Source organism: Pseudonocardia sp. TMWB2A (assembly GCF_017312135.1).
Genome location: NZ_QKQY01000002.1, coordinates 2,022,250 through 2,047,090, shown reverse-complemented (window position 1 = coordinate 2,047,090; position 24,841 = coordinate 2,022,250). Strand labels below are relative to the sequence as shown.

The following is a 24,841-nucleotide window of genomic DNA, read 5'->3' as shown; positions in this document are numbered from 1 at the left end:
ACCCTCCCCTCTCCACGCGGGTTACCCGGCCTCACTCCGGCCGGAACACGGCGAGTGCCGTGGCCAGCATCGAGTAGTACCCGGTCAGCCACACCAGCGCCGCGAGGGTGTCCCGGCCCAGTGCCCGCAGCGCGGTGGCGTAGGCGCCGTCGCCCAGGTCGTGCCGGGTGAGCAGGGCCCGCACGGTGGTCAGCGCGACCCGCTCGGCCTCGTCGAGGCCGTCGGGGACGCCGCCGTCGAGCAGGGCCTGCAGCTGTGCCCCGGACAGCCCGGTGTCGCGGGCGAGGCCCTCGTGCGCGGACCACTCGAACGCCGACCCGTGGTGCACGGCGATGGCGAGCACGGCCAGCTCGCGCAGCCGCGGCGGGAGGTCGTCGTCGGTGCGCAGGGCCGCGCCGACCTGCTGCACGGCGTCGCCGATGCGCGGGGAGAACAGCATCGTCGCGAACGGGCCGAGCAGGCGGTCGGCGTCGTCGACCAGCGGGACCCGGGCCTGCGCGCGGCGCGGGCCGGTCGCGATGCGGGCGTGCAGCGCGGCGCGCTCGGGGTCCAGCCCGGCCGGGTCCGACGGCGCGGTCCGCGGGTGGACCGGCGGTCGCGGCCTGCCGCGCAGGTCGGCGGGCGTCGTGGCGTCGCTGGTCGTCACCGGTCCAGGTTACGGACGCGGGCGACGGGCCCCGGGAGTGACGCCGGTCTCCTGGACGATCCGTCCAGGTCGACCGGCACTGTGGCCCGGTGACCTGCCGTCGATGTGCAGCTCGTGATGGGCCGGTTGCGCAGATATCGGGGTCAGGGGTGTCCTCGCTGCACACCAGCGAGGCGATGGAGGCGCGGGATGGCTCTGCCCGAGTGGGACGGCGAACTGACCTCGGTCCGGTACGACCGGGGGACGGGCGCGTGGTTCGTGATCGGGGTGCACTCGACCCGGCTCGGCCCGGCGTCGGGCGGGACCCGCGCGATGGTCTATCCCTCGCCCGCCGACGCCGTCGCCGACGCCCGCCGCCTGGCCGGGGCGATGACGCTGAAGATGGCCGTCGTGGGCCTGCCGATGGGCGGCGGCAAGTCGGTGATCGCGCTCCCGGCGCCGCGCGCCGAGCTCGGCGACGCGACCTGGCGGCGCATCCTGGAGATCCACGCGGCCAACCTGGAGCTGCTCGGCGGGAACTACACCACCGGCCCGGACGTCGGGACCTGCTCGGCCGACATGGACGTGCTCGCCGGCCTGACCCCGCATGTGTTCGGCCGCTCGGTCGCGGCGGGCGGGCCCGGCTCGTCCGGCCCGATGACCGCCCTCGGGGTGTTCGCCGCGATCCGCGCGGGAGTCGCGGAGGCCGGGTTCGACGGCGTCGACGGGCTGCGGGTGCTGGTCCAGGGGCTCGGCGCGGTCGGCGCCGACGTCGCCCGGCTCGCCGCCGACGCCGGGGCCAAGCTGATCGTCACCGACGTCGACCCGGCCCGCTGCGCCGCGGCCGCCGACGAGCTGGGCGCCGAGGTGGTCGACACCGGAGCGGTGACCACCCGCGAGTGCGACGTGCTGGTCCCGTGCGCCACCGGCGGGCTGATCACCGCCGAGGTCGCCGCGACCGTCCCCACCGCGGTGGTCGCGGGCGCGGCGAACAACCTGCTCGCCGACCCGTACGCGGCCGAGGTCCTGCGCCGGCGCGGGATCGTCCACGCCCCGGACTTCGTCGCGAACGCCGGCGGCGCCATCCACCTGGTCGGCCGCGAGGTCCTCGGCTGGAGCGCCGACGCCGTCGCCGACCGGACCCGCGCGATCGGCGACACCCTGACCGGCGTCTTCGCCGACGCCCGCACGCACGGCACCAGCACGGTCACCGCGGCGCAGGACCTGGCCGCCCGCACGCTGACGGGAGAGCACTGATGGACATCCTCACCGACTCCGAGAAGCTCGCCGACCTCGACGCCGCCGCCCTGCACCGCCTGGTCGGCCTCGTCGAGCACGACGACTCCGCCGACCCGTTCCCGGTCACCGGCTGGGACGCCGTGGTCTGGGCGGTCGGCAACGCCACCCAGGCCGCGCAGCTCTACCAGGTCGTCTACGGCATGGAGCTCGTCGCGTACTCCGGGCCGGAGACCGGCAACCGCGACCACCACTCCTACGTGCTGCGCTCGGGCGCGGTCCGGTTCGAGCTGCGTGGCGCCGTCGACCCGGACAGCCCGGTCGCCGACCACCACCGCCGGCACGGCGACGGCATCGTCGACATCGCCCTCGAGGTCCCCGACGTCGACCGCTGCATCGCCCACGCCCGTGCCCAGGGCGCCACCGTGCTCGTCGAGCCGCACGACACGACCGACGAGCACGGCACCGTGCGCTCCGCCGCGATCGCCACCTACGGCGACACCCGGCACACCCTGGTCGACCGGTCCCGCTACACCGGCCCGTACCTGCCCGGCCACGTCGCCCGCAGCTCGTCGGTGGACCGGCCCGCGGACGCGCCGCGCCGGCTGTTCCAGGCGCTCGACCACGTCGTCGGGAACGTGGAGTACGGGCGCATGGACTCCTGGGTGGACTTCTACCACCGGATCATGGGCTTCACGAACATGGCCGAGTTCATCGGCGACGACATCGCCACCGACTACTCGGCGCTGATGAGCAAGGTCGTCGCGTCGGGCAACCACCGCGTGAAGTTCCCGCTCAACGAGCCCAGCCCCGGCCGGCGGAAGTCCCAGATCGACGAGTACCTGGACTTCCACCGCGGCCCCGGCGCCCAGCACCTCGCGCTCGCGACGAACGACATCCTCACCACCGTCGACGTGCTGCGTTCCCGCGGCGTGGAGTTCCTCGACACCCCGGACGCCTACTACTCCGACCCGGAGCTGCGGGCCCGGATCGGGTCGGTGCGGGTGCCGATCGAGGATCTGGCGTCCCGCGGGATCCTCGTCGACCGCGACGAGGACGGCTACCTGCTGCAGATCTTCACCAAGCCGGTCGGGGACCGGCCCACGGTGTTCTTCGAGCTCATCGAGCGGCACGGCTCGCTCGGCTTCGGCAAGGGCAACTTCAAGGCGCTGTTCGAGGCGATCGAGCGGGAGCAGGAGCGCCGCGGCAACATCTGAGCGGCTCAGTTCCGGATCCGCCGCCAGGGGCGGTCGGCCTCGATCGCGTACGCGAGCTCCAGCAGCGTCCGCTCGTCGCCGACCGTGCCCTCCAGGTGCACCCCCACCGGCAGGCCGCCGGCCGTCGCCCCGGCGGGCAGCGCGACCGCAGGCGCCCCGGCGACGTTGGCCAGCGGGGTGAACGCCACGTAGTCGAGCAGCCGGGCGGTGAGCTGCTCGATCGGCACCGTCGGCGCGAGCCACCCGATCTCCGGCGGGGTGTGCGCGAGCACCGGGGAGAGCAGCACGTCGTGCCGGGTGAACAGCTCGGCGTGGGTGGCCGCGACCCGGCGCAGCCGGTGCAGGAACACCGGGGTGCGGGCCAGCGCGCGACGGTAGTGGTCGGCCAGGCCGTGGGTCAGGCCGTCGAGGCGGTGCGGGTCGAAGGTGCGCCCGTGCAGCAGCCGCCCGCCGGTGACCACGGAGAACGCGAGCAGCCCCCAGTAGTCGAGGAAGTCGTCGACGAACCGGGTCCCCACCCCGGTGACGGCCTCGGACACCTCGTGGCCCTGCTTGGCGAGCAGCTCCGCGACGGCGGTGACGGTCTCGCGGGTGTCGGCGTCGACGGCCGCGCCGGTGGGGGACTCCAGCAGCAGCCCGACCCGCAGGCGTCGCCGGGCGGGGCCCTCGACCAGGCCCAGCGGGGGCAGCGCCGGGTTGCGGCGCCCGCGGTCGGCGGCGCCGAGGAACACCGCGGTGTCGCGCACCGAGCGGGACACCACGCCGTCGGCGACGAGGTCGATCGGCATCCGGGTGCCGGTCGCGTTCGGCGCCAGCCGCCCCCTCGACGGCTTGAGCCCGACCAGCCCGCAGGCCGCGGCCGGGATGCGGATCGAGCCGCCGCCGTCGTTGGCGTGGGCCAGCGGCACCACCCCGGCGGCGACGAGCGCGGCCGCCCCGCCCGACGACGCGCCGGCCGAGAAGCGCGGGTCCCACGGGTTGCGGGTCGGCTCGGCGTCGGCGAACTCGGTGGAGGCGTTCAGGCCGTACTCCGGCATCCGGGTCGTGCCCAGCAGGTCCAGCCCGCACGCGAGCAGCTGCCGGGTCACCTCGGCGTGCTCGCGCGACGGGGCCGGGACGAACGCCCGGGTGCCGTGGCCCGCGGGCCAGCCCCGGACCTCGACGTTGTCCTTGACCAGCGTCGGCACCCCGGCCAGCGGGCCGCCGGCGTCCCCGGTGACGGGGTCGGCGGTGCGGTCCAGGGCGAGTCCGTGCAGGTGCGGCTCGACCCGGGCGGCGCGCGCGGCGACGGCGGCGCGCAGCTCGGCGGGCGCGACCTCACGGCGGCGCAGCCGCTCGGCGAGGGCGACGCCGTCGTCGTCGCCCAGGGCGTCGTCGGTGAACGCGTGCACGCGTCGGTCCATGTCGGACGATCCTGCACCCCGCCCGCCCGCACACGACCGGGGACCCGGCCGGGCGCGGGTAGTGTCGCCTCCGTCACCACGGTCACGGAAGGTGTGCGCCATGGGTTTCGACGGAGCCGTCGGCCGATCCGCCCCGGGGGGCGTGCGCGAGCACATCGCCTCGTCCTGGCGGCGTGCGCGGCTGGCGGGCATCGACCCGGAGGGCGCCGACCGGCCGGAGGTCGCGGAGGTCGACCGGGTCGGCCGGCTCGCCGTCGCCGCGGAGCCGGTGCTGCGGGCGCTGGCGGCCGAGCTCGCCGGTGAGCCGTTCTCGGTGCAGCTCGCCGACCGCAACTGCCGGATCCTCGACATCTGGTGCGACGACCGCACCCTCGACTCGGCCTTCGACGACATCGGCCTGGTGGTCGGGGCGGCCGCCGACGAGCAGGTGCTGGGGACCAACGGGATCGGCACGGCCGCCGAGACCGGCCGCGGCATCGCGGTCCACGGCGAGGAGCACTTCCTGGCCGGGCTCAAGGGCGTCAGCTGCTTCGGCCACCCGATCCGGCACCCGCTGCGCGGCCGCACCGAGGGCGTCCTCGACATCACCGTCGTAGGCGGGCGCGCCCACCCGCTGTTCGCGCCGCTGCTCTCGCGTGCCGCCCGGGACATCGAGGAGCGGATCGTCGAGACCGCCCGCGACGGCGACCGCAGGCTGTTCCTCGCCTTCCAGGAGGCCACCCGGCGGCGCTCGTCGCCGATCGCGGTCCTCGGCTCGGACGTGGTGCTGACCAACCGCAGCGCCGTCACCGTGCTGGGCGAGGGCGGGATGGACCTGCTCGCGACGCTGCGGACCGAGGTCGTCGAGAACGGCCCGCTGACCCGGGTGCTGGAGGCGCCCGACGGCGCCGGGATCCGGGTGCGGGCCGAGACCGTCGCGGACACCGCGGACGGCGTGCTGTTCCACCTCGTCCCGGTCCGTGCGGCGCCGCGCGAGCCGGTCCGCCGCACCGCGCGGCCGGTCCCCACCGGGCGCTCGGTGCTGGTCGCGGGCGAGCCCGGGACCGGGCGCAGCACCGAGGCGGCCCGGCTGCTCGGCATCGCCGACCCGGTCGTGCTGGCGGCCACCGACGCCCTCACCGGACCGTCCCGGGACTGGGCGGCCCGGCTGTCCGCGCTGGTCGGGGAGGGGGTGCCCGCGGTCGTCGTCGACGACGTGGACGTCCTGCCCGAGGAGCTCTGCGCCGTGCTCCGCCCGCTGCTCGACGCCGGCCCGACCCGTCTCGTGCTCACCTGCGGCCCGGTCGGGGAGCTGCCCGTCCCGGCGGCGCGGCTGGTCGCCCGGTGCGCGAGCCGCATCGAGCTCGCGCCGCTGCGCGAACGCCGCGACGAGCTGCCCGGTCTGGTCGCCGACGTCGCCGCGCGGGTCCGGCCGGGCCGGGAGCTGATCCTGACCCGGTCCGCGGTCGCGGCGCTGTCCGCGTACGCCTGGCCGGGCAACCTCACCGAGCTGACCCGGGTCGTGACCGAGCTGGCGCACCTGCCCGGGACCCGCCGGATCGACGTCGACGACCTGCCGGAGCACCTGCGGCCCGGCCCGCGGACCACCCGGCTCGGCGGCCGGGAGCGCGCCGAACGGGTCGCGATCCAGCACGCCCTGACGGTCGCGGGCGGCAACAAGCGCGAGGCCGCGCGGGCGCTCGGGATCAGCCGCACCACCCTGTACCGCCGGATGCGCGCGCTCGACGTGGCGGAGGCGTAGCGCCGCCCGGGTATGAGGCAGTGCGCACGTGTCCACATGTGGAACACGCCACACCCCCGCGGGTGGGACAGGATCGGGACGACACCGACGTCACCAGCGCAGAGGAGCGTGCCCGTGAAGACCAAGGCAGCAGTCGTCTACGAGGCCGGCAAGCCGATCGAGATCGAGGAGCTCGAGCTCGACGGGCCGCAGCAGGGTGAGGTCCTCATCCGCTACACCCACGCCGGGCTGTGCCACTCCGACGTCCACATCGCGCACGGCGACCTCGAGGCGCGCCTGCCGATGGTCCTCGGGCACGAGGGCGCCGGGATCATCGAGGACGTCGGCCCGGGTGTCACCCGGGTGAAGCCGGGCGATCACGTCGTCTGCTCGTTCATCCCCAACTGCGGGGTCTGCCGCTGGTGCGCGACCGGGCAGCAGGCCATCTGCGACATGGGCGCGACCATCCTCGAGGGCTACCTGCCGGGCGAGCGCTTCCCCTTCACCGGGCCGAAGGGCCAGTACGGCGCGATGTGCATGCTGGGCACGTTCTCCCAGTACTCCACGATCCACCAGAACTCGGTGGTCAAGGTCGACGACGACCTCCCGCTGGACAAGGCCGTGCTCGTCGGCTGCGGCGTGCCCACCGGGTGGGGCTCCGCGGTCAACGCGGCGAAGGTCGAGCCGGGCGACACGGTGATCGTCGCCGGCGTCGGCGGCATCGGCATCAACGCCGTCCAGGGCGCCCGCTACGCCGGCGCGAAGAACCTCATCGCCGTCGACCCGCTGGCCAACAAGCGCGAGAAGGCGATGGAGCTCGGCGCCACGCACGCCGTCGCCACCGCCGCCGAGGCCGGTGACCTGGCCCGCGCGATGACCAACGGCAACGGCGCGGACAAGACGATCGTCACCGCGGGCATCGTGACCGAGGAGATCGTCACCGGCGCGTTCGAGAACACCGGCAAGGGCGGCACCGTCGTGCTGACCGGCCTGAACAAGCTCTCGACGACCAACGTCCAGCTGCCGGGCTCGATCCTGACCCTGTTCAAGAAGACGGTGAAGGGCTCGCTGTTCGGCGACTGCAACCCGACCGTCGACATCCCCAAGATCCTCGGCCTCTACCAGAGCGGGGACCTGAAGCTCGACGAGATCATCACGCGGACCTACACCCTCGAGCAGGTCAACGAGGGCTACGACGACCTGCTCGCGGGCAAGAACGTCCGCGGCGTCCTCGTCCACGAGCACTGATGGGGTCTGTCACGAACCCCGCGGGACCGGCTGCGGCCGGCCCCGCGGGGACCCCCGTCGTCGGCCGCGGCCGGGAGGTCGAGCTCCTCGTCGCGGCGCTGGAGGCCGGCGCCCACGTCGTCCTGGAGGGCCCGCCGGGCACCGGGAAGACGACGCTGCTGCGGTCGGTGGCCGAGGAGGCCGAGCTCCCGTTCGTGTTCGTCGAGGGCAACGCCGAGCTCACCCCGGCCCGGCTGGTCGGGCACTTCGACCCGGCCCAGGTGCTGGAGCGCGGCTACAACCCCGAGACCTTCGTCGACGGCCCGCTGGCCGAGGCGCTGCGCTCCGGTGCCCTGCTCTACGTCGAGGAGATCAACCGGATCCCGGAGGAGACCCTCAACGTCCTCATCACCGTGATGAGCGAGGGCGAGCTGCACGTTCCCCGGCTCGGCCGGATCACCGCGCACGGCGGCTTCCGGCTGGTCGCCGCGATGAACCCGTTCGACGCCGTCGGCACCGCCCGGATCTCCTCCGCCGTCTACGACCGGGTCTGCCGGATCGCGATGGGCTACCAGACCGCCGGGGACGAGACCGCGGTCGTCGCGCTGCGCGGCCCCGCGGTCGACGAGCAGTGGCGGGCCAAGGTCGTCTCCCTGGTCCGCCGGACCCGGGAGCACCCGGACGTGCACGTCGGCTCCTCGGTACGCGGGGCGATCGACATCGTCCGCATCACCACGGCGCTGGCCGCCCGGCGCGGCCGGAAGACCACCGACTGGCGGGCCGGGCTGGACGCGGCGCTGGTCGCGCTGTCCGGCCGGATCCGGCTCACGGAGTCCGGCTCCCGCAGCGCCGAGGACATCGTCCGCGAGCTGTACACGGCCGAGTTCGGCCGGGAACCCGCCGAGGACGCCGACGAGGCACCGGACGGCGGTGATGCGTCGGGGGGAGCCTGAGCCCGCCACCGGCGGGCGGTCCCCGGCCCGCGGACGGCTCCACCCGTCCGTCCCGGCCGCGTGCGCGCCCGGAGGACCGCACGGTGGCCCGCAGCTCCCTGGCGGGCCACCCGGGGTTCACCGAGATCTCGCCCGAGGTCGGGGTGCTCGACGTCGACGCGTTCGACGCCGCGCTGGCCGAGCGTCCCGACGAGACGCTGACGCTGCTCATCGACATGGGCAAGGCCACCGACGAGAAGCTGCGGGCGGCGGCCCGCAGGCTCGCCGGCCGGGTCGTGCTGGAGATCGGCCGCTCCGGCCGGGTCACCCGGCGCGGCATCGGCAGGCTGCGGGCGGTCCCGGCGGACCGCGGCGGCGACCTGGACCTGGACGCCTCGCTGGGCGCGGTCGCCGAGGCCCGCGCGGCGCGGCGACCGGTCGGGCTCGACGAGCTGACCGCGCGCACCTGGGCGCGGCCCGCGCTCGCGTTGTGCCTGGTGGTGGACGCGTCCGGGTCGATGGGCGGGGACCGGCTCGCCGCGGCGGCGCTGACCGCCGCGGCCTGCGCGTTCCGGGCGCCCGGTGACCACGCGGTGCTGTCGTTCGCGGCCGAGACCCAGGTCCTGCGCGACATCGGGTCCACCCGTCCGCCGTCGGCGGTCGTCGACCGGGTGCTGGGCCTGCGCGGGCACGGGGTGACCGCGCTGTCCGGTGCGTTGCGGGCGGCCACCGCGCAGCTGGAACGGACGCGGGCGGAGCGGCGGATCGTCGTGCTGCTCTCGGACTGCCGGGCCACCGACGACCACGACCCGGTCCCAGCGGCGCGGCGGGTCCCGGAGCTGCTGATCCTGGCTCCGGAGTCCGACCACGAGCAGGCGGCCGAGCTGGCCGCGCGCAGCAACGCGCGGTGGGCGCCGGTCGCCGGTCCGTCGGACGCACCGGGGGTGCTGCGGACCCTCCTGGGAGGCTGAGTTCCGCCCGGGACTCAGCCGCCCAGGACGTTCACGGCGCGGGAGACGACGAGCGCGATCGTCACCAGCGACACCAGCGCCTGGACGAGCATCAGCATCTTCGCCCACCGGCTCAGCGCCATCACGTCGGTGGGGCTGAACGCGGTGGCGTTGGTGAACGACAGGTACAGGTAGTCGGCGAAGCGGGGCTCCCAGTCGGCGTCGTGCGGGTCGGTGCTCTGCATCTGCACGAACAGGAAGTCCGCGGTGGGACGGCGGCCGTGCGCCCGCGCCGCCGGCCCGCCGCGGTCGAGCTGCCAGTACCAGACCGCGAACGCGATGATGTTGGTCAGCCAGATCGCCGCCCCACTGGCCAGCAGCGGGGCGGCCGAGCCGCCGGAGGAGCCGTCGAGGATCGCGGTGACCAGTAGTCCCGCCGACACCGCGTTCGCCACGCTCAGCAGCCCGACCAGGGCCAGCCCGAGGCCGCGCAGCAGCGCCGACTCGAGGTCCATCCGGGCCGGGCCGGCCACCGCGAGCACGACCAGCACCACCAGCTCCAGCGACGGCAGCAGCCACCGCGACACCAGGGTGAGCTGGTCGGGCAGCAGCAGCTGCAGCCCGATCGCGACGACGATCGCCGCCGCGGCGGGCCACCGGTGTTCGCCGGGGGTGACCCGCTTCCAGGCGGGCACGATGCGGCGCCCGCCGTCGCCGAGCCGGTCCAGCTCGCGGCGGATGGCGTCCAGGGCGTGCCGGTGCGGGTCGGCCGACGGGTCGCTCATGACCACGATCCTGCTCCTCGTCAGCGGACGGTGAACCACAGCAGGCAGCCGAGCCCGGCGACCACGCAGTAGATCCCGAACGGGCGCAGCGAGCGGGTCTCGAAGTAGCGGGACAGGAACCGCACCGACAGGTACGCCCCGAGCCCGGACAGCAGGCTCCCCACCAGGATCTGCGGCCGGATGCCGTCCCCGAGCGGACCGGCGAGGTCGCCCAGCTTCAGCACGCCCGCGGCCAGGATGACCGGCGTCGCGAGCAGGAACGACAGCCGCGCCGCGTCGACGTGCGGGAGGCCCTTGAGCAGCCCGGCCGTCATCGCGGACCCCGACCGGCTGATCCCCGGGGCCAGCGCGGCGATCTGGGCCGCGCCGACGGTCACCACGTCACGCACGCGGAGCCGGGCGATGCGGTGGTCGGAGGCGACCTCGGTGGCGAGCAGCACCGTCCCCGGCTCGGCCCCGCCGCCGGCGGCCGTCGTCGCGGGGGCGGGTGCGGGGCGTCGCCGCAGGTGCTCGACGACCAGCAGGACGGCGCCGTTGAGCACGAGGAACAGCGCGGTCGGGACGGGCAGCGCCAGGTAGGTGCGGAAGACCCGGTCGAGTGCGAGCCCGGCCAGCCCGACGGGGACGGTCGCGAGCACCAGCAGCCAGGCCAGGCGCTGGTCGGGGTCGCGGACCTCGCGGCGGGCCACCGAGGTCACCAGCCCACGCACGATCCGCACCCAGTCGGCGCGGAAGTGCACGATCAGGGCCAGTGCCGTCGCCACGTGCAGCCCCACGACGAACGCCAGGTACGGCGACCGCGGTGCGCTCACGTCGAGGTCGGCCGCCCAGCTCCCGCCGACGACGGCGGGCAGCAGGATGCTGTGGCCGAGGCTGGAGACCGGGAACAGCTCGGCGACGCCCTGCATCGCCCCGATCACGATCGCCTCGGCCCAGGTCAACGTGCTCACCGCGTGGTCCTCTCCCGTGGTCCGGCCGTGCGTCCCGGACGGTGCTCGCCGGGGGTGGTCCGGGGTGTGGCGACACGCCGGGGGTGCCCCGGGACGTCGGGGACGTTCGGCGCGAGGGGGTCGACCCGGTCAGGACCGGGCGTCGGCACGGCGTCGCGAGCCGGTGGCCCGCACGATCGCGGTGCGGCCGAGGACCAGGGTCAGCCCGACGGCGATCCCGCCGACGACGAGCAGCCAGGGCCGCGACTCCAGGTCGGTGGCGAGCCGGTCACCGGCCGCGTAGCCGATCCCGACGAGCACCGCGGCGCGTACCGCGGTGGTGGGGATGATCCAGGCCAGGAAGCGGCGGTAGCCGACCTTGGACAGCCCGGCCGCCAGGTAGGCCGGGATCGCACCGATGTCGACGAGCTTGGCGCCGATGACGATCCGCGGCAGGTGCGTGTGGACCTCGCGGGTCAGCACCTCGCGGCGCTCCTCGGTCAGGCCCAGCCGGTTCAGTACGCGGGCGACGGCCGGCCGGTCGCCGTTGCGGCCCAGCGCGTAGAGCGCGGTGTCCCCGACGACGTCGGCGACCAGCGCGGCCAGCCACACACCCCACCAGGGCAGCTGCCCGGCCCCGGCGAGCGCGGCGGCGGCGACGGTGACGATCGGACCCTCGAGGAACGCCCCGACCCCGATCACGAGGAGCGACCGGACGGGCGCAGCAGGGATCGCGGCCAGCAGTGCGGCCACGGTGTCCGCGAGTCCGAACACGAACGCCTCCCATCAGGTCCTACACCGAATGGTGCCCTGTGTGCCGCACCGGGCGGCGGGCGCCCCGCCGTCGTCGCACGACGCGGGCTCCTCGTCACCGGGTGTGACCGCGCCGTCGGCTGGCGGTGTCGAGGTCCGTGGCCGGGCCGGCCGCCGGGTCTCCCGGGGCGTCGTTGCCCGGCACATCGATCGTCCCACCGTCGGCCGGGATCGGCAGGCCCGGAGCACCCGCCACGGCCGTGAGCACGGCCACCGGTAGCGCCGGTCCGGTGAGCGCGTCACCCGTCCGGGTGGTGCGGGCCCGCGACGGCGACGGCGGCCCCGTCCGCGCCGACGACGAGCGCGGTGCGCCCGGCCCGGTGGGAGAGCCAGCCCGCGGCTCCGGACCCGAGTGCGTAGGCGGTCGTCGCGTCGACGTCGGCCTGGGTCAGCGACGCGTCGAGCACCGTCACCTGGGCCACCCCGTGCGGGACCCGGCCGGTGCGGCCGTCGACGAGGTGGTGTCCGCGGTGCGCGGTGCCGGAGGTGGCGACCGCGCCGTCGACGACGGGGACGGTCGCGACCAGCCGGCGCGGGTCGGCGGGGTCCTCGATCCCGATCCGCCAGGGTTCCCCGTCGTCGGCGGCGCGGGCCTGGAGGTCCCCGCCCGCGGCGAGGCACCAGCCGGTGTCGTCGAGGGCACGCAGGTGCCGGCAGGCACGTTCGACGGCCCAGCCCTTCACCACGCCGGAGGGGTCGAGCCGCCCGTGCGGCCGGACGGTGAACGCCCCGCCCGAGGCGCGGGCCGCGGCGTCGCCGATCGCGAGGACCTCGGCGACCTCGGCCGGTGCGTCGGCGACGGTGAGCTCACCGCGCCCGATCCGGGAGACCGCGGAGTCCGGGCGGTAGGTGCTGAACACGGCGTCGGCGTGACGCAGGTCGGCGACGAAGGGGGGCCCACGCGTCGCGGGCGGCGGCGTCGGCGGTGTGCCTGCCGCGCAGGGCCAGCGACACCGCCGTCCCCATGACGTGGTCGACGTGGCGGACGGGCGCGGTCACGACGGCAGCCCCGCCCGGTCCAGCGCGCTCTGCAGCGAGGTGACGTAGCCGTCGCTGGTGTAGGTCGCGCCGCTGACCATGTCGATGCCCGCGCCCTGCGCGGCGACGGTTCCGTCGACGAGCTGCGGGACCGCCATGGCGTTGATCCGCTGGTCCCTGCCGTCGCCGTCGGGGTACTCGGGCACGTCGACGGCGGTGATCCGTCCGCCGGCCACGGTGATCCGCACCTGCACCGGTCCGTACCGGGTCTGCGCGGCGTCCCCGGTGACGGTGGTCCCGCCGGAGGTCGCGGTCGTCGCGCCCGCGCCGGTCGTGGACGTCCCGGACGGGGCGGAGGTCCCGGAGGAGGTGGGCAGCGGTGTGGTGGTCGCGGCGGCTTCCGGGCCGGAGGTCGAGGTCCGGTACCCGAACAGCAGGGTGAGGGCGCTGAGCGTGGCCATGAGGCCGACGACGATGCGGCGCACGGGAGTCACCATCCGAAGTGTTCGACGTGGACGCGGTCGGCGGGGACGCCGCCCGCGGCGAGGGTGCGCACGACCAGGGCGGTCCACGGGGTGGGGCCGCAGACGTAGACGTCGCGGTGGGCCAGGTCCGGCACCCGGGCGCGCAGCGCGGCGAGGTCGTCGCCCGGGCCGACGCCGTGGCCGAGCCAGGAGTCGTCGCGACGACGGGGACCGGCGACGGGGACGAGCTCGCAGCGCCCGCCCGCCGACAGGGCGGTGAGCTCGCGGGCGAACAGGGGCTCGTCGGCGAAGCGGTGCACCAGGGTGACCCGTCCGGGGCCCGCCGGGTCGTGGACGAACTCCTCGACGAGCGCCCGCAGCGATGTGATGCCCACCCCGGCGCCGATGAGCAGCACGTCCGGCGCGGTGCGGGCGTGCGCGGTCAGCCGTCCGAAGGGGCCCTCGACGAGGACCCGGGTCCCGGGACGCAGCCCGGCCACGGCGGCGCTGCCGTCGCCGAGGTCCTTGACGGTGATCCGCAGCGCGCGGCCGTCCGGTGCCGCCGACAGCGAGTACGGGTGGCCCCGGGTCCAGCCGCTGCCGGTCAGGAAGCGCCAGGTCAGGAACTGTCCGGCGCGGGCGCCGAGTGCGTGGAGCCGGTGCCCGGCCAGGTGCACGGACACGCTGCCGTCGCCCTCGGGCACGATCGCGGTGACCACGATCCGGTGCCGCACCGAGCGGGCCACCGGCAGCGCGACGCGCCAGAGGAGCACCGCGCCGAGTGCGGCGCCCCACAGCCCCCACCAGAACACGGTGCGCGCGGTCGAGGCGGTGAACTCCTGCCCGGTCCACAGCTGGTGCGGCAGCGCGAGCCCGGCGCCGAGGTAGGCGTAGAGGTGCAGCAGGTGCCAGGACTCGTAGCGCAGCCGTACCCGGGCGGCGCGCACGCTGGTCACGACGACCAGCACCAGGCAGGCGGTGCCCGCCGCGGCGAGCAGCATCCCGGGCGTGTCCCACGTGAGGTCCCACAGCGTGCCGGGGGTGGCGAACAGGTCCCCGGCGGCGTAGCCCCAGGTCACGAGCCCGATGTGGGCGAGCATCCCGGTGAACGACACGAACCCGACGGTGCGGTGGACGGCGGCGAGGCCGTCCTGGCCGAAGGCCCGCTCCAGCACCGGGACCCGGGCCATGAGCAGCACCTGCACCAGCAGCAGGACCGAGGCGACCAGCCCGGTCAGCCGGCCCGCCGAGGTGAGCCCGGACGCCCAGCCGCCCAGGTCGCGCAGCCCGCCGCCGGCCGCCCACCACCAGGTGACCGGCAGGAGCGCGGCCCAGAGCGCGATCCCGGACCCGAAACGGACCCGGGAGTCGAGCCGGGCGCGCCGGCCGGCGGGGGCGACCCGGGCGGGTGGGGGAGCGGGTCGGACGGCGAGGGTGGACATCGGCTCCCCGGGGGGCTCGGCGGTCAGGTACCTCCGAGGCTCGTCGCGTCCGGTGAGGTGTCGGCATGAGAAGGGTCGGAATCCGGTGAGAGCCGCCGCGCGCCGACGGTGAAGCCCACCGCGGCGCCACCGCCGGGCCGGTTGCCGGCGAAGACGGTGCCGTCGTGGGCGAGGGCGACGTCGCGCACGATCGCGAGTCCGAGCCCGGAGCCGGGCAGGGCGCGGGCGGCGTCGGCGCGGTGGAAGCGGTCGAAGATCCGCTCGGTCTCCCCGGTGTCGATGCCGGGGCCGCGGTCGGCGACCGTCACGGTCCCGCCCCGCACCTCCACCTCGACGACGTGGTCGGGGTCGGCGTCGAACTTCGCCGCGTTCTCGAGCAGGTTGCCCACGGCCCGCTCCAGCCCGGAGGCCCGCCCCCGCAGCAGGGGGGCGCCGCCGCCGTCGTCGTCGACGGTGATCGTGCGCCCGGTGCGCCGCCGGGTGCGCTCCACCGCCGCCCCGACGACGGCGGCGAGGTCCACCTCGGTCTCCGGCTCGTCGGTGCGCCGGGCCAGCGCCAGCTCGACCAGCTCCTCGACCAGCCGGGCCAGCTCCCGGGTCTCGCCGTCGATGTCGGCGACGAGCCGTTCGCGCGACTCCGGGGGGAGCCGGTCGATCCGGCGCAGCACGCTGGCGTTGGTGCGCAGGCTGGTCAGCGGGGTGCGCAGCTCGTGCGCCGCGTCCTGGACCAGGCGTTCCTGGGCGTCGCGGGCGTCGGCGAGGCGGCGCAGCATCGTGTTGACCGACGCCGAGAGCCGGGCGACCTCGTCGCGGCCCTCCACCGGCACGACGCGTTCGCCCAGCCCGGACTCGGCGACCTGCTCGGTGAGCGCGGTCAGCCGGACCAGGCGCCGGGTGATCCGGCTCGCGAGCAGCCGCCCCAGCACGGCGGCGACCAGCGCGACGAGGACCGAGGCCACCGCGATCTCCAGCGCGGTCCCGGCGAGGACCCGCCGGGAGCGGTCGACGTCGACGCCGACCTGCAGCGCCGAGCCGCCGACCGCGGTGGTGAGGACCCGGTAGGTCTGGTCACCGACCCGGACCTCGGTGCTCGTCGCCTCCCCGCCCATGGGGTCGGCGGCCAGTGCCCGGTCGGCCGCGGACACCGGGAGGTCGACCTCCCGTCCGCCGAGCGGGACGACGGTGCCGTCGGCGCCGATCCGCCGCCCGACGAGCTGGCGCGGGTCGTCCCAGTCGTGCATGCCGGGCCCCGGGCCGTCGGGGTCGGGCAGCTCGGCGACCGGCTCGCCGAGCACCGCGGTCTGTCCGCCGGCCAGCGCGGTCGTCGTGGCCTGCAGGCTGCGGTCGATCTCGTCGGAGATCCGGTCCGACGCCGAGCGGTAGCTGAGCACCCCGACCGTCGCGGCGACGACGGCGGCGACCACCGCGAACGCCACCGCGAGCCGGGTGCCGAGCGTCATCCGCGGCGCACCGTGTACCCCACCCCGCGCACGGTGTGGATCACCTCCCCGGCGCCCGCCGCGGCGAGCTTGCGCCGCAGGTAGCCGATGTAGACGGCGAGGTTCTTGGAGTCGGCGCCGAAGTCGTAGCCCCAGATCCGCTGGTAGACGCCCGCGTGGTCGAGCACGATGCCGACGTTGCGCACCAGCAGCTCCAGCAGGTCGAACTCGGTCTTGGTCAGGGTCAGCTCGGTGGCCTCCCACCAGGCGCGACGCGCGGCCGGGTCGAGCCGCAGCCCACCCGCGGCGAGGGCGCCGCCCCGCTCGTCGCCCGGCGGGGCGGCCCGGCGCAGCAGCGCGCGCAGCCGGGCCAGGAGCTCGTCGAGCTCGAAGGGCTTGGGCAGGTAGTCGTCGGCGCCGGCGTCCAGCCCGGCGACCCGGTCCGGGGTCTCGACGCGCGCGGTCAGCATCAGCACCGGGGTGCGGTCGCCGTCGGCGCGCAGCACACGGCACACCCCGAGGCCGTCGAGGCCGGGCATCATCACGTCGAGCACCAGCGCGTCGACGGGGTCACGGCGGACCCGGGTGAGGACCTCGACGCCGTCGGCGGCACCCACGACGGTGTAGCCCTCCAGCTCCAGGGCACGGGCGAGGGACTCCCGGATCGCGCGGTCGTCGTCGGCGACCAGGACCGTCTGCGGCACGTCACCGATCATGCCGCAACGGTCTCACCGGGAGGTCGTGATCCCGTAGCGCTGCACCCGCCGGTACGCCGTCGCGCGGCTGATGCCGAGCGTCTCCGCGGCCCGGGTGACGCTCATGCCGTGCTCGGTGAGGCAGCGGACCAGCTCGTCGCGCTCCAGCGACTCGATCCGGGTCAGCGAGCCCGACCGGGTCGCGAGCAGCTCCGGGGGCAGGTGCCGCACGTCGACGAGGCTGCTGCGGGCGGCGGCGTCGCGCACGGTGCGGCGCAGCTGCTCGACGTTGCCGGGCCAGGAGTAGGTGCGCAGCGCGCGGGCGGCGGCGTCGGTGAAAGTGACGCCGTCGCGGGCGAGGTGCGCGGCGAGCACCGGCACGTCCTCGGGACGGTGGCGCAGCGCCGGCACCTCGACGACGACGTCGAGCAGCCGTGACAGCGCGTCCGGTATCCCGTCGACACCGCCCGCGGTGACGCTCAGCGACGCCCGCGGCAGCGACCGGACCAGCGCCGCCAGCCGGGTCGCGACGGGCGCGGGCAGCTCGTGCACCCGCCCCGCGATGACCGCGGTGTCGTCCTTGCCCAGCTCCGGGGACCACAGCGACAGCCAGGACACCGCGTCCTCGGCGGCCGGCGGGCGGGCGTGCAGCACCCGGTGCCGAGGGCGGACGGTGCGCAGGGCCGCGGCGAGCAGCGCGGACTTGCCCGCACCGGGCTCGCCGACCACCCCGACCCGGGCGCCGTCGCGCAGCGCGTCGCGGACCTCGTCGAGCGCGGCGGCCCAGGCCGGGCCGAGCGCCGCGGTCCCGCCGACGGGCTGCGGGGCGACCCGGAAGACCTCGCCGCGCGGCGCGCGCCGGGGGCTCGCGCCGCGTCCGTGCGCGAGCATCAGCGCCGAGGTCTGCCCGGCGGCGGTGCGCGCCAGCGCGAGCAGCAGACCGTCGGAGCGCTGCGACCAGGTGGTGAGGTTGATGCTGCCGAGCAGCGACCCGTCGACGGGGTCGAGCACCGGGGCCGCCGCGCAGGTGTAGCCCCACAGCCCGGTGCAGTAGTGCTCGTCCCCGCGGACCAGCGACGGGACCCGGTCGGCCAGGGCCAGACCGAGCCCGGTGGTCCCCGCCTCCCGCTCGCCGAAGGCGAACCCGGGCGCGAGGTAGGTGCGGTCCAGCGCGTCGAGCAGGGCGCGCTCGTCGCACAGCCGGGAGACGACGATGCCGTCGGCGTCGGTCAGCATCAGCGAGATCGGCTCGCCCGGCAGCCCCTCGTGCAGCCCGGCGAGCACCTCGCCGCCGCACCGGGCGAACAGCGAGCCGTCGTCGACGGCGCCGGTGAACGCCGGGTCGACCGCCTCGGTGGGAGCGCCGTAGGTCTCGCTGCGCGCCCAGGACGCCGAGATCCGGGCCGGAGCCAGTGACTGCCCCATCGCGCGTACCTCCTCGTACCTGCTGCTCACGACCGTGTCACATCGGCGACGCCGTCGCGACGCCGTCTCGTCTCAGCTTGAGACGGTGATCACGACCGCCGGGGCGCCGCCGTTCCTACCGTCGCCGACGGACGCGGGATCCCCACCGGCCCGCGCAGTCGCGGGGTGCCCACCACCTCGCCGCGACCTGAGAGGGACGACGATGTACTCGAAGAACGGTGAGTCCTACTTCATCGTGGACGCCCACGTGGCGCTCTGGGACGCACGCCCGGAGAACCAGCGCAACATCCACGGCAAGCAGTTCATCGACTGCTTCTACGACTACCACCGCAACTTGAGCCCCGAGTCCGAGGTCTGGCCCTACGAGGACTACCTCTACCAGGGCGGCGAGCGGCTGATGAAGGACCTGTTCACCGACGGCCACGTCGACCACGCCGTCTTCCAGCCCGCCCACCTCGGCGAGTTCTACACCGCCGGGTTCGGCCGGACCGAGGAGGCGTTCGCCCTCGCGCAGGCCCACCCGGACAAGCTGACCTACAACCACAACTGGGACCCGCGCAACGGCGAGCAGGGCCTGCGGCAGCTGCGCGAGGACGCGAAGCGCTTCGGCCTGAAGGGCGCGAAGCTCTACACCGCGGAGTGGCACGGCGAGTCCCGCGGCTGGAAGCTCGACGACTACTGGTCCTACAAGTACTTCGAGGCGGCCCAGGAGCTGGGCATCCGCAACATCCACATCCACAAGGGCCCCACCATCCGCCCGCTGGACCGCGACGCGTTCGACGTCGCCGACGTGGACAAGGCCGCCACCGACTTCACCGACCTGAACTTCGTCATCGAGCACTGCGGCCTGCCGCGCCTCGAGGACTTCTGCTGGATCGCCACCCAGGAGCCGAACGTGCACGCCGGCCTGGCCGTCGCGATGCCGTTCATCCACACCCGGCCCAAGTACTTCGGCCAGATCATCGGTGAGCTCCTGTACTGGCTGGGCGAGGACCGCATCCAGTTCTCCAGCGACTACGCGATCTGGACCCCGCGCTGGCTGGTCGAGCGCTTCGTGGACTTCGAGATCCCGGACGAGCTGTCCGAGTACGCGCCGCTGACCACCGCCCAGAAGAAGAAGATCCTGGGTCTCAACGCCGCGGCGATGTACGACATCGAGGTCCCCGCCGAGCTGCGGCTGCGCGACGAGACCCCGACCGAGGTCCCGGTGGCGTCGTGAGCGCCCCCGCCCTCGCCCGCACCTCGCGTGCGGACCAGGCGTTCCGGGCGCTCGACGCCGTCGTCGACCCCGAGCTGGACGAGCCGATCACCGACCTGGAGTTCGTCCGCTCCCTCGACGTCGACGGCGACCGGGTCACCGTGCACCTGCGCCTGCCCACCGCGTTCTGCGCGCCGAACTTCGCGTACCTGATGTGCTCGGACGCGAAGGACGTGCTCACCGCGCTGGACTGGACCGGCGAGGTCGTGGTCGAGCTCGACGACCACCACGACTCCGACCTCATCAACGCCGGGCTGGCCGCCGACGCCGGCTACAAGGGCACCTTCCGGCACGAGGCCGAGTCCGACCTCGACGAGCTGCGCGAGACCTTCCGGCGCAAGGCGCACACCGCCGCGATGGAGCGCTCGCTCACCGGGCTGCTGCGGGTCGACCCGGACCGGACGCCCGAGTCGCTGCACGGCGTCACGCTGGCCGACCTGCCCGCGGGCCCGGCCACCGACGCCCTGCTGCGCCGCCGCGCGGCGATCGGCCTGCCCACCGGCGGCGACCGGCCGGTCCTGGTCGGCCACGACGGCGTCCCGTACCCGGCCGAGCAGGTCCCGCTGAAGCTGCGGATGGCCCGCTCGGTGCGGATCTCCATCGAGGGCAACGCCCACTTCTGCCGCGGGCTCCTGAAGACCCGCTACCCCGAGTCCGTGAAGGGATCCGTGTCGTGAGAGCAGTACAGGTGGTCGGCTACCACCGGCCGATGGAGCTGACCGAGGTCCCGAAGCCGGAGGTCGTCGACCCGTTCGACGTCGTCGTCCGGATCGGCGGGGCCGGGGTGTGCCGCACCGACCTGCACGTCCTCGAGGGGCAGTGGGCGGAGAAGTCGCAGGTCGCGCTGCCCTACACGATCGGCCACGAGAACGCGGGCTGGGTCGAGTCCGTGGGGTCGGCCGTGACCCACGTCCGCGAGGGCGACGGCGTCATCCTGCACCCGCTCGCCACCTGCGGCCTGTGCCGCGCCTGCCGCTCCGGCGACGACGTGCACTGCACCGCCTCGGCGTTCCCGGGCATCGACACCCACGGCGGCTACGCGGAGTACCTGCGCACCTCGGCGCGCAGCGTCGTGAAGCTGGACCCGTCGCTGCAGCCCGCCGACGTCGCCGCCCTCGCCGACGCCGGCCTCACCGCCTACCACGCCGCGGCCAAGGCCTCACGCCGGCTGGGCCCGCGCGACACCTGCGTCGTCATCGGGGCGGGCGGGCTCGGCCACATCGGCATCCAGGTGTTGAAGGCGCTGACCCCGGCCCGGCTGGTCGTGCTCGACCGCAACCCGGACGCGGTGAAGCTGGCGCTGGAGATCGGCGCCGACGACGGGATCGTCGCCGACGGCGGGCAGGTCGAGGAGGTCCTGTCGCGCACCGGCGGGAACGGCGCCGAGGCCGTCATCGACTTCGTCGGCGAGGGCGGCTCCACCGCCCAGGGCCTGGCGATGACGCGGCGGGCCGGGGACTACCACGTCGTCGGCTACGGCGAGAACGTCGACGTCCCGACGATCGACCTGATCTCGGCCGAGGTGAACGTGGTCGGCAACCTGGTCGGGTCCTACAACGACCTGTGCGACCTGATGGAGCTGGCCGCCCGCGGCCGGGTCACGCTGCACACCAGCACCTACGCCCTGGACGACTTCCAGTCCGCGCTCGACGACCTCGACGCCGGGAAGGTCAGGGGCCGCGCCATCCTGGTGCCCTGACCTGCTGTTCTATTCGTGGTCACGCTCACGACGGCCCGTACCGGCGACGCCCGGTGCGGGCCGTCGCGCGTTCCGCGGAACGCGCCGGGCGGACGTCGCGGGGGGCCGGGTCGCGTTCCGCGGAACGCGACCGGGCGGTGTCGTGGGCCGGTGCCGCGGGCCGGTCAGGCGGGGTCGCGGCCGTCGAGCCGGGCCTGCACCGCGGCGGTGATCCGGGTCAGCGCGGCCACGTCGTCGTCGGACAGCGCGTCGAAGACCAGCTCCCGCACGGTGTCCACGTGCCCCGGCGCCGCGGCCTCGATCGCCGCCCGGCCCGCCCCGGTGAGCACGACGTAGTTGCCGCGGCCGTCGTCGTCGCACTCCTCGCGGGCGACCAGGCCGCGCTTCTGCATCCGGGCCAGGTGGTGGGAGAGCCTGCTCTTCTCCCACTCCAGCGATGTCGCCAGCTCCAGCACCCGGCACCGTTCGTCGGGCCGGTCGGTCAGCGCCACCAGCACGTCGAAGTCGGTGATCGAGAGCCCCGACCCGGCCTGCAGCCGCCGGTGCAGCTCGCCCTGCAGGCGCGCCTGCATCCGGAGCAGCCCTCGCCAGGCCGCCTGCTCGCGCTCGTCCAGCCACCGTGTCACGGGGCCCACCCTACCGGAATAGTTGACGCATCACCTATGTTGCTGCACGATGTAGATGACGGATCAACCAACGGTCCGTCGACGAGCAGAGGAGGAAGCCGTGCAGTTCGGAGTCTTCACGGTCAGCGACATCACGCCGGACCCGACGACCGGCCGCACGCCGACCGAGGCCCAGCGGATCCAGGACGTCCTGACCATCGCGAAGCACGCGGACCAGGTCGGGCTCGACGTCTTCGCGATCGGCGAGCACCACAACCCGCCGTTCTTCTCCTCGTCGCCGACCACCACGCTCGGCTACCTCGCGGGCGTCACCGAGACCCTGCAGCTGTCCACCTCGACCACGCTGATCACCACGAACGACCCGGTGAAGATCGCCGAGGACTTCGCGATGCTGCAGCACGTGGCCGGGGGCCGCGTCGACCTCATGCTCGGCCGCGGCAACACCGGCCCGGTCTACCCGTGGTTCGGCCAGGACATCCGGCAGGGCCTGAACCTGGCGGTCGAGAACTACGCGCTGCTGCGGAAGCTGTGGGACACCGAGGTCGTCGACTGGGAGGGGCACTTCCGTACCCCGCTGCAGGGCTTCACCTCGACCCCGCGCCCGCTCGACGGCGTCGCACCGTTCGTGTGGCACGGCTCGATCCGCAGCCCCGAGATCGCCGAGCAGGCCGCGTACTACGGCGACGGCTTCTTCCACAACCACATCTTCTGGCCGGCGTCGCACACGAAGCGGATGGTCGAGTTCTACCGCAAGCGCTGGGAGCACCACGGTCACGGACCGGCCGAGCGCGCGATCGTCGGCCTCGGTGGCCAGGTGTTCATGCGCCGCAACAGCCAGGATGCGGTGCGCGAGTTCCGGCCGTACTTCGACAACGCCCCGGTCTACGGCCACGGGCCCTCGCTGGAGGACTTCACCCGCGAGACCCCGCTGACCGTCGGCAGCCCGCAGCAGGTCATCGAGCGGACACTGGGCTTCCGCGACTACGTCGGCGACTACCAGCGCCAGCTGTTCCTCATCGACCACGCGGGCCTGCCGCTGAAGACCGTGCTGGAGCAGCTCGACCTGCTGGGCGAGGAGGTCGTGCCGGTGCTGCGCAAGGAGTTCGCCGCGCTGCGTGCGCCGGGCGTCCCGGACGCGCCGACCCACGCCTCGCTGGTCGCCGCCCGCGACGCCGCGGGCACCGGCAGCCCTGACGACACCGGCAGCACCGGGACGCGGGAGAAGGAGGTCGCGTGATGACCACCCGCAGGATCGTCGTGCTCAGCGCCGGGCTGTCGACGCCGTCGTCGACCCGGCTGCTGGCCGACCGCCTCGCCACCGCGGTCACCACCGCACTGGCCGACCGGGGCGAGCGGGCCGAGGTGCAGGTCGTGGAGCTGCGCGAGCACGCCCGCGACCTCGCCGACCACCTTGTCGCCGGCTTCCCGAACACCGCGCTGGCGCCGGTGCTGGAGTCGGTGGCCGCCGCGGACGCCGTCGTCGCCGTCACGCCGATCTTCTCGGCGTCCTACAGCGGGCTGTTCAAGACCTTCGTCGACGTCCTGGACCGCGACGCGCTCACCGGCACCCCGGTGCTGCTCGCCGCGACCGGCGGCACGGCGCGGCACTCGCTGGCCCTGGAGCACGCGATGCGCCCGCTGTTCGCGTACCTGCGGGCCGCGACGGTCCCGACCGCGGTGTTCGCCGCGCCCGAGGACTGGGGCGCGACCGAGGTGGGCACCACGCTGGAGGGCCGCGTCGCGCGGGCCGCCGGTGAGCTGGCGTCCGCCGTCGCGGCCCGGCCCGCCACCACCCGCACCGACGCGTTCGACGACGTCCCCGACTTCACCGCACTGCTGAAGGGCTGACCACCATGACCGACACCGGCACCCCCACCGACACCACCGCCCTCGACGCCGCCCGCGACCGCATCCGCTCCGCCCACCTGAAGCCCGCGGGGGAGCGGCCGGCCTCGACCGCCCGCGGCCTGCACCACACCGCCCTGGTGAGCTCGGACGTCGAGCGGACCGTGCGCTTCTACCAGGACGTCCTCGGCTTCCCGCTCACCGAGCTGATCGAGAACCGGGACTACCCGGGGTCCTCGCACTTCTTCTTCGACATCGGCAACGGGAACCTGCTCGCGTTCTTCGACTTCCCGGGCCTCGACGTCGGCCCCTACGCCGAGGTCCTCGGCGGGCTGCACCACATGGCGATCAGCGTCGAGCCGCAGCGGTGGGACGAGCTCGTCGCGCGGCTCACCGAGGCCGGGGTGGAGCACGAGGTGCACTCCGGTGTCTCGGTCTACTTCCGCGACCCCGACGGCGCCCGCATCGAGCTCATCGCCGACCCGCTGGGGGAGATGTACGGCCAGCACGTGCTGTGAGCGGGGTGCTCACCGGCGGACGCTGACGTGGACGTGGTCGAAGTGCCCGCCGGTGGCGTCCTCCGGGTCGTAGACCCCGCCGCCGTTGTACGGCCGCCCCCAGTTCTCCCGGCCCTCCCCGGAGTCCCCGGTGCCGCGGTACCAGATCCGGCCCTGCCAGATCACGTACCGGACCCGCAGCTCGGAGGCGTTGTCGCGGGCCCAGTTCGCGACCGCCCAGCCGTCCTCCAGGTCCTGCCCGGCGGGGAACTCGCCGTAGCGGGCGGGGAAGGCGTCGCACGCCCGGCCCGCGGGGTGGTCGCTCGACGGGTTCCACGCGTGCTCCGACCAGCACGTGACCGCCCGCACCGGCGCCCCCGGGCCCGGCTCGCCGAACCGCCCGACGAGGGCGTCGTGCAGGCGCAGCGCGGACGGGGTGAGGCAGCCCGACGTCGTCGGGTCCGGCTGGTCGCACTGCTCCGGAGGGGGCGGGTCGACCAGGTCGCGCAGGTCGTCGGAGGTGAACCCGCGGCTTCCGGCGAACCAGGCCAGACCGCCGGCGAGCAGGGCCAGCACGAGGAGCACGCCCAGCACGGGGGCGACGCGGGTCTTCACGGGGGCTTCGTCCGTTCTGTC

At 74.9% G+C, this 24,841-nt stretch carries 26 protein-coding genes; 12 read left to right on the top strand and 14 right to left on the bottom strand.

Features of this window, described 5'->3' with window-relative positions; all coding sequences use genetic code 11:
* Positions 1-31: 31 nt before the first annotated feature.
* A complete protein-coding gene (locus DMP17_RS24295) occupies positions 32-646 on the bottom strand; it encodes a carboxymuconolactone decarboxylase family protein (RefSeq protein ID WP_226354094.1) in 615 nt (204 codons plus the stop codon).
* Positions 647-835: 189 nt separating this feature from the next.
* On the opposite strand from DMP17_RS24295, the gene DMP17_RS24290 reads away from it, so the two are divergent.
* Complete coding sequence (locus DMP17_RS24290) at positions 836-1,882, top strand: Glu/Leu/Phe/Val dehydrogenase dimerization domain-containing protein (protein ID WP_337830702.1); 1,047 nt, start codon at positions 836-838, stop codon at positions 1,880-1,882.
* On the top strand, positions 1,882-3,078 hold the full coding sequence (gene hppD, locus DMP17_RS24285) for a 4-hydroxyphenylpyruvate dioxygenase (protein WP_337830701.1): 1,197 nt from the start codon (positions 1,882-1,884) through the stop codon (positions 3,076-3,078). Before DMP17_RS24290 ends, hppD begins: the two co-directional genes overlap by 1 nt.
* A gap of 5 nt (positions 3,079-3,083) precedes the next feature.
* Here hppD and DMP17_RS24280 read toward each other — a convergent pair whose 3' ends face one another.
* Positions 3,084-4,481 carry an amidase gene (locus DMP17_RS24280; protein WP_337830700.1) on the bottom strand — a complete coding sequence of 466 codons (1,398 nt, stop codon included), beginning with the start codon at positions 4,479-4,481 and terminating at the stop codon, positions 3,084-3,086.
* A 100-nt stretch (positions 4,482-4,581) separates the two neighbouring features.
* Between DMP17_RS24280 and DMP17_RS24275 the strand changes: the two genes are divergently transcribed.
* The 4 genes from DMP17_RS24275 to DMP17_RS24260 all read left to right on the top strand — a co-directional run bounded on the left by DMP17_RS24275 (position 4,582) and on the right by DMP17_RS24260 (position 9,331).
* On the top strand, positions 4,582-6,222 hold the full coding sequence (locus DMP17_RS24275; RefSeq protein WP_337830699.1) for a sigma-54-dependent Fis family transcriptional regulator: 1,641 nt from the start codon (positions 4,582-4,584) through the stop codon (positions 6,220-6,222).
* 114 nt (positions 6,223-6,336) lie between these two features.
* Positions 6,337-7,449, top strand: a complete 1,113-nt coding sequence (locus tag DMP17_RS24270; protein ID WP_226354089.1) for an NDMA-dependent alcohol dehydrogenase — start codon at positions 6,337-6,339, stop codon at positions 7,447-7,449.
* Positions 7,449-8,381 carry an AAA family ATPase gene (locus tag DMP17_RS24265; RefSeq protein ID WP_226354088.1) on the top strand — a complete coding sequence of 311 codons (933 nt, stop codon included), beginning with the start codon at positions 7,449-7,451 and terminating at the stop codon, positions 8,379-8,381. Before DMP17_RS24270 ends, DMP17_RS24265 begins: the two co-directional genes overlap by 1 nt.
* 83 nt (positions 8,382-8,464) lie before the next feature.
* Positions 8,465-9,331: a vWA domain-containing protein gene (locus tag DMP17_RS24260; protein ID WP_226354087.1), complete on the top strand. Its 867-nt coding sequence runs from the start codon at positions 8,465-8,467 to the stop codon at positions 9,329-9,331.
* Between the two features lie 14 nt (positions 9,332-9,345).
* On the opposite strand, the gene DMP17_RS24255 is transcribed toward DMP17_RS24260, so the two are convergent.
* From DMP17_RS24255 to DMP17_RS24210, 10 genes are all read right to left on the bottom strand, one after another.
* The gene (locus DMP17_RS24255; protein ID WP_337830698.1) at positions 9,346-10,095 is read right to left on the bottom strand and encodes a hypothetical protein; all 750 of its coding nucleotides are present in this window, start codon (positions 10,093-10,095) and stop codon (positions 9,346-9,348) included.
* Positions 10,096-10,115: 20 nt separating this feature from the next.
* The gene (locus DMP17_RS24250) at positions 10,116-11,045 is read right to left on the bottom strand and encodes an undecaprenyl-diphosphate phosphatase (protein WP_337830697.1); all 930 of its coding nucleotides are present in this window, start codon (positions 11,043-11,045) and stop codon (positions 10,116-10,118) included.
* 129 nt (positions 11,046-11,174) lie between these two features.
* On the bottom strand, positions 11,175-11,798 hold the full coding sequence (locus DMP17_RS24245; protein ID WP_208822936.1) for a DedA family protein: 624 nt from the start codon (positions 11,796-11,798) through the stop codon (positions 11,175-11,177).
* A gap of 94 nt (positions 11,799-11,892) precedes the next feature.
* Complete coding sequence (locus tag DMP17_RS24240; protein ID WP_337830696.1) at positions 11,893-12,051, bottom strand: hypothetical protein; 159 nt, start codon at positions 12,049-12,051, stop codon at positions 11,893-11,895.
* A gap of 25 nt (positions 12,052-12,076) precedes the next feature.
* Entirely contained in the window at positions 12,077-12,697 is a 621-nt protein-coding gene (locus DMP17_RS24235; RefSeq protein WP_337830695.1) for an FAD:protein FMN transferase, read from the bottom strand.
* Positions 12,698-12,832: 135 nt separating this feature from the next.
* Complete coding sequence (locus DMP17_RS24230) at positions 12,833-13,300, bottom strand: FMN-binding protein (protein ID WP_337830694.1); 468 nt, start codon at positions 13,298-13,300, stop codon at positions 12,833-12,835.
* A 5-nt stretch (positions 13,301-13,305) separates the two neighbouring features.
* Positions 13,306-14,721 (bottom strand): ferredoxin reductase family protein, encoded by a 1,416-nt coding sequence (locus tag DMP17_RS24225; RefSeq protein WP_337830693.1) that lies wholly within the window; start codon positions 14,719-14,721, stop codon positions 13,306-13,308.
* Between the two features lie 23 nt (positions 14,722-14,744).
* Positions 14,745-16,181: a HAMP domain-containing sensor histidine kinase gene (locus DMP17_RS24220; RefSeq protein ID WP_226354081.1), complete on the bottom strand. Its 1,437-nt coding sequence runs from the start codon at positions 16,179-16,181 to the stop codon at positions 14,745-14,747.
* Positions 16,178-16,876 (bottom strand): response regulator transcription factor, encoded by a 699-nt coding sequence (locus DMP17_RS24215; RefSeq protein WP_255656658.1) that lies wholly within the window; start codon positions 16,874-16,876, stop codon positions 16,178-16,180. The genes DMP17_RS24220 and DMP17_RS24215 overlap by 4 nt, the downstream gene beginning before the upstream one ends.
* 12 nt (positions 16,877-16,888) lie before the next feature.
* Entirely contained in the window at positions 16,889-18,310 is a 1,422-nt protein-coding gene (locus DMP17_RS24210) for a helix-turn-helix domain-containing protein (RefSeq protein ID WP_337830692.1), read from the bottom strand.
* 172 nt (positions 18,311-18,482) lie between these two features.
* Here DMP17_RS24210 and DMP17_RS24205 point away from each other — a divergent pair, with 172 nt between their 5' ends.
* Genes DMP17_RS24205 through DMP17_RS24195 form a run of 3 tightly spaced genes read left to right on the top strand, consistent with a single transcriptional unit; the run spans position 18,483 to position 21,237 of the window.
* Positions 18,483-19,499, top strand: a complete 1,017-nt coding sequence (locus tag DMP17_RS24205) for an amidohydrolase family protein (RefSeq protein WP_226354079.1) — start codon at positions 18,483-18,485, stop codon at positions 19,497-19,499.
* The gene (locus tag DMP17_RS24200; protein ID WP_226354078.1) at positions 19,496-20,215 is read left to right on the top strand and encodes an iron-sulfur cluster assembly protein; all 720 of its coding nucleotides are present in this window, start codon (positions 19,496-19,498) and stop codon (positions 20,213-20,215) included. The genes DMP17_RS24205 and DMP17_RS24200 overlap by 4 nt, the downstream gene beginning before the upstream one ends.
* Positions 20,212-21,237, top strand: a complete 1,026-nt coding sequence (locus tag DMP17_RS24195) for an NAD(P)-dependent alcohol dehydrogenase (protein WP_226354077.1) — start codon at positions 20,212-20,214, stop codon at positions 21,235-21,237. The genes DMP17_RS24200 and DMP17_RS24195 overlap by 4 nt, the downstream gene beginning before the upstream one ends.
* A 164-nt stretch (positions 21,238-21,401) precedes the next feature.
* On the opposite strand, the gene DMP17_RS24190 is transcribed toward DMP17_RS24195, so the two are convergent.
* Positions 21,402-21,863, bottom strand: a complete 462-nt coding sequence (locus tag DMP17_RS24190) for a MarR family winged helix-turn-helix transcriptional regulator (protein WP_226354076.1) — start codon at positions 21,861-21,863, stop codon at positions 21,402-21,404.
* Between the two features lie 100 nt (positions 21,864-21,963).
* On the opposite strand from DMP17_RS24190, the gene DMP17_RS24185 reads away from it, so the two are divergent.
* The 3 genes from DMP17_RS24185 to DMP17_RS24175 are packed head-to-tail and all read left to right on the top strand — an operon-like array spanning position 21,964 to position 24,226.
* Positions 21,964-23,100 carry an LLM class flavin-dependent oxidoreductase gene (locus tag DMP17_RS24185; protein WP_337830691.1) on the top strand — a complete coding sequence of 379 codons (1,137 nt, stop codon included), beginning with the start codon at positions 21,964-21,966 and terminating at the stop codon, positions 23,098-23,100.
* On the top strand, positions 23,100-23,711 hold the full coding sequence (locus DMP17_RS24180) for a CE1759 family FMN reductase (protein WP_226354074.1): 612 nt from the start codon (positions 23,100-23,102) through the stop codon (positions 23,709-23,711). Before DMP17_RS24185 ends, DMP17_RS24180 begins: the two co-directional genes overlap by 1 nt.
* 5 nt (positions 23,712-23,716) lie before the next feature.
* The gene (locus DMP17_RS24175) at positions 23,717-24,226 is read left to right on the top strand and encodes a VOC family protein (protein WP_226354073.1); all 510 of its coding nucleotides are present in this window, start codon (positions 23,717-23,719) and stop codon (positions 24,224-24,226) included.
* 9 nt (positions 24,227-24,235) lie between these two features.
* Here the strand turns inward: DMP17_RS24175 and DMP17_RS24170 are convergent, their stop codons facing one another.
* Positions 24,236-24,820 (bottom strand): hypothetical protein, encoded by a 585-nt coding sequence (locus DMP17_RS24170; RefSeq protein ID WP_226367789.1) that lies wholly within the window; start codon positions 24,818-24,820, stop codon positions 24,236-24,238.
* Positions 24,821-24,841 lie beyond the last annotated feature (21 nt).

What these genes read in the sequence shown, in the direction of transcription:
- DMP17_RS24275 (WP_337830699.1), top strand. Translation starts at nt 4,582, where the DNA reads ATGGGTTTCGACGGAGCCGTCGGCCGATCCGCCCCGGGGGGCGTGCGC.
- DMP17_RS24265 (WP_226354088.1), top strand. Translation starts at nt 7,449, where the DNA reads ATGGGGTCTGTCACGAACCCCGCGGGACCGGCTGCGGCCGGCCCCGCG.
- DMP17_RS24215 (WP_255656658.1), bottom strand. Translation starts at nt 16,876, where the DNA reads ATGATCGGTGACGTGCCGCAGACGGTCCTGGTCGCCGACGACGACCGC.
- DMP17_RS24280 (WP_337830700.1), bottom strand. Translation starts at nt 4,481, where the DNA reads ATGGACCGACGCGTGCACGCGTTCACCGACGACGCCCTGGGCGACGAC.
- hppD (WP_337830701.1), top strand. Translation starts at nt 1,882, where the DNA reads ATGGACATCCTCACCGACTCCGAGAAGCTCGCCGACCTCGACGCCGCC.
- DMP17_RS24175 (WP_226354073.1), top strand. Translation starts at nt 23,717, where the DNA reads ATGACCGACACCGGCACCCCCACCGACACCACCGCCCTCGACGCCGCC.
- DMP17_RS24220 (WP_226354081.1), bottom strand. Translation starts at nt 16,181, where the DNA reads ATGACGCTCGGCACCCGGCTCGCGGTGGCGTTCGCGGTGGTCGCCGCC.
- DMP17_RS24225 (WP_337830693.1), bottom strand. Translation starts at nt 14,721, where the DNA reads ATGTCCACCCTCGCCGTCCGACCCGCTCCCCCACCCGCCCGGGTCGCC.
- DMP17_RS24290 (WP_337830702.1), top strand. Translation starts at nt 836, where the DNA reads ATGGCTCTGCCCGAGTGGGACGGCGAACTGACCTCGGTCCGGTACGAC.
- DMP17_RS24255 (WP_337830698.1), bottom strand. Translation starts at nt 10,095, where the DNA reads ATGAGCGACCCGTCGGCCGACCCGCACCGGCACGCCCTGGACGCCATC.
- DMP17_RS24205 (WP_226354079.1), top strand. Translation starts at nt 18,483, where the DNA reads ATGTACTCGAAGAACGGTGAGTCCTACTTCATCGTGGACGCCCACGTG.
- DMP17_RS24180 (WP_226354074.1), top strand. Translation starts at nt 23,100, where the DNA reads ATGACCACCCGCAGGATCGTCGTGCTCAGCGCCGGGCTGTCGACGCCG.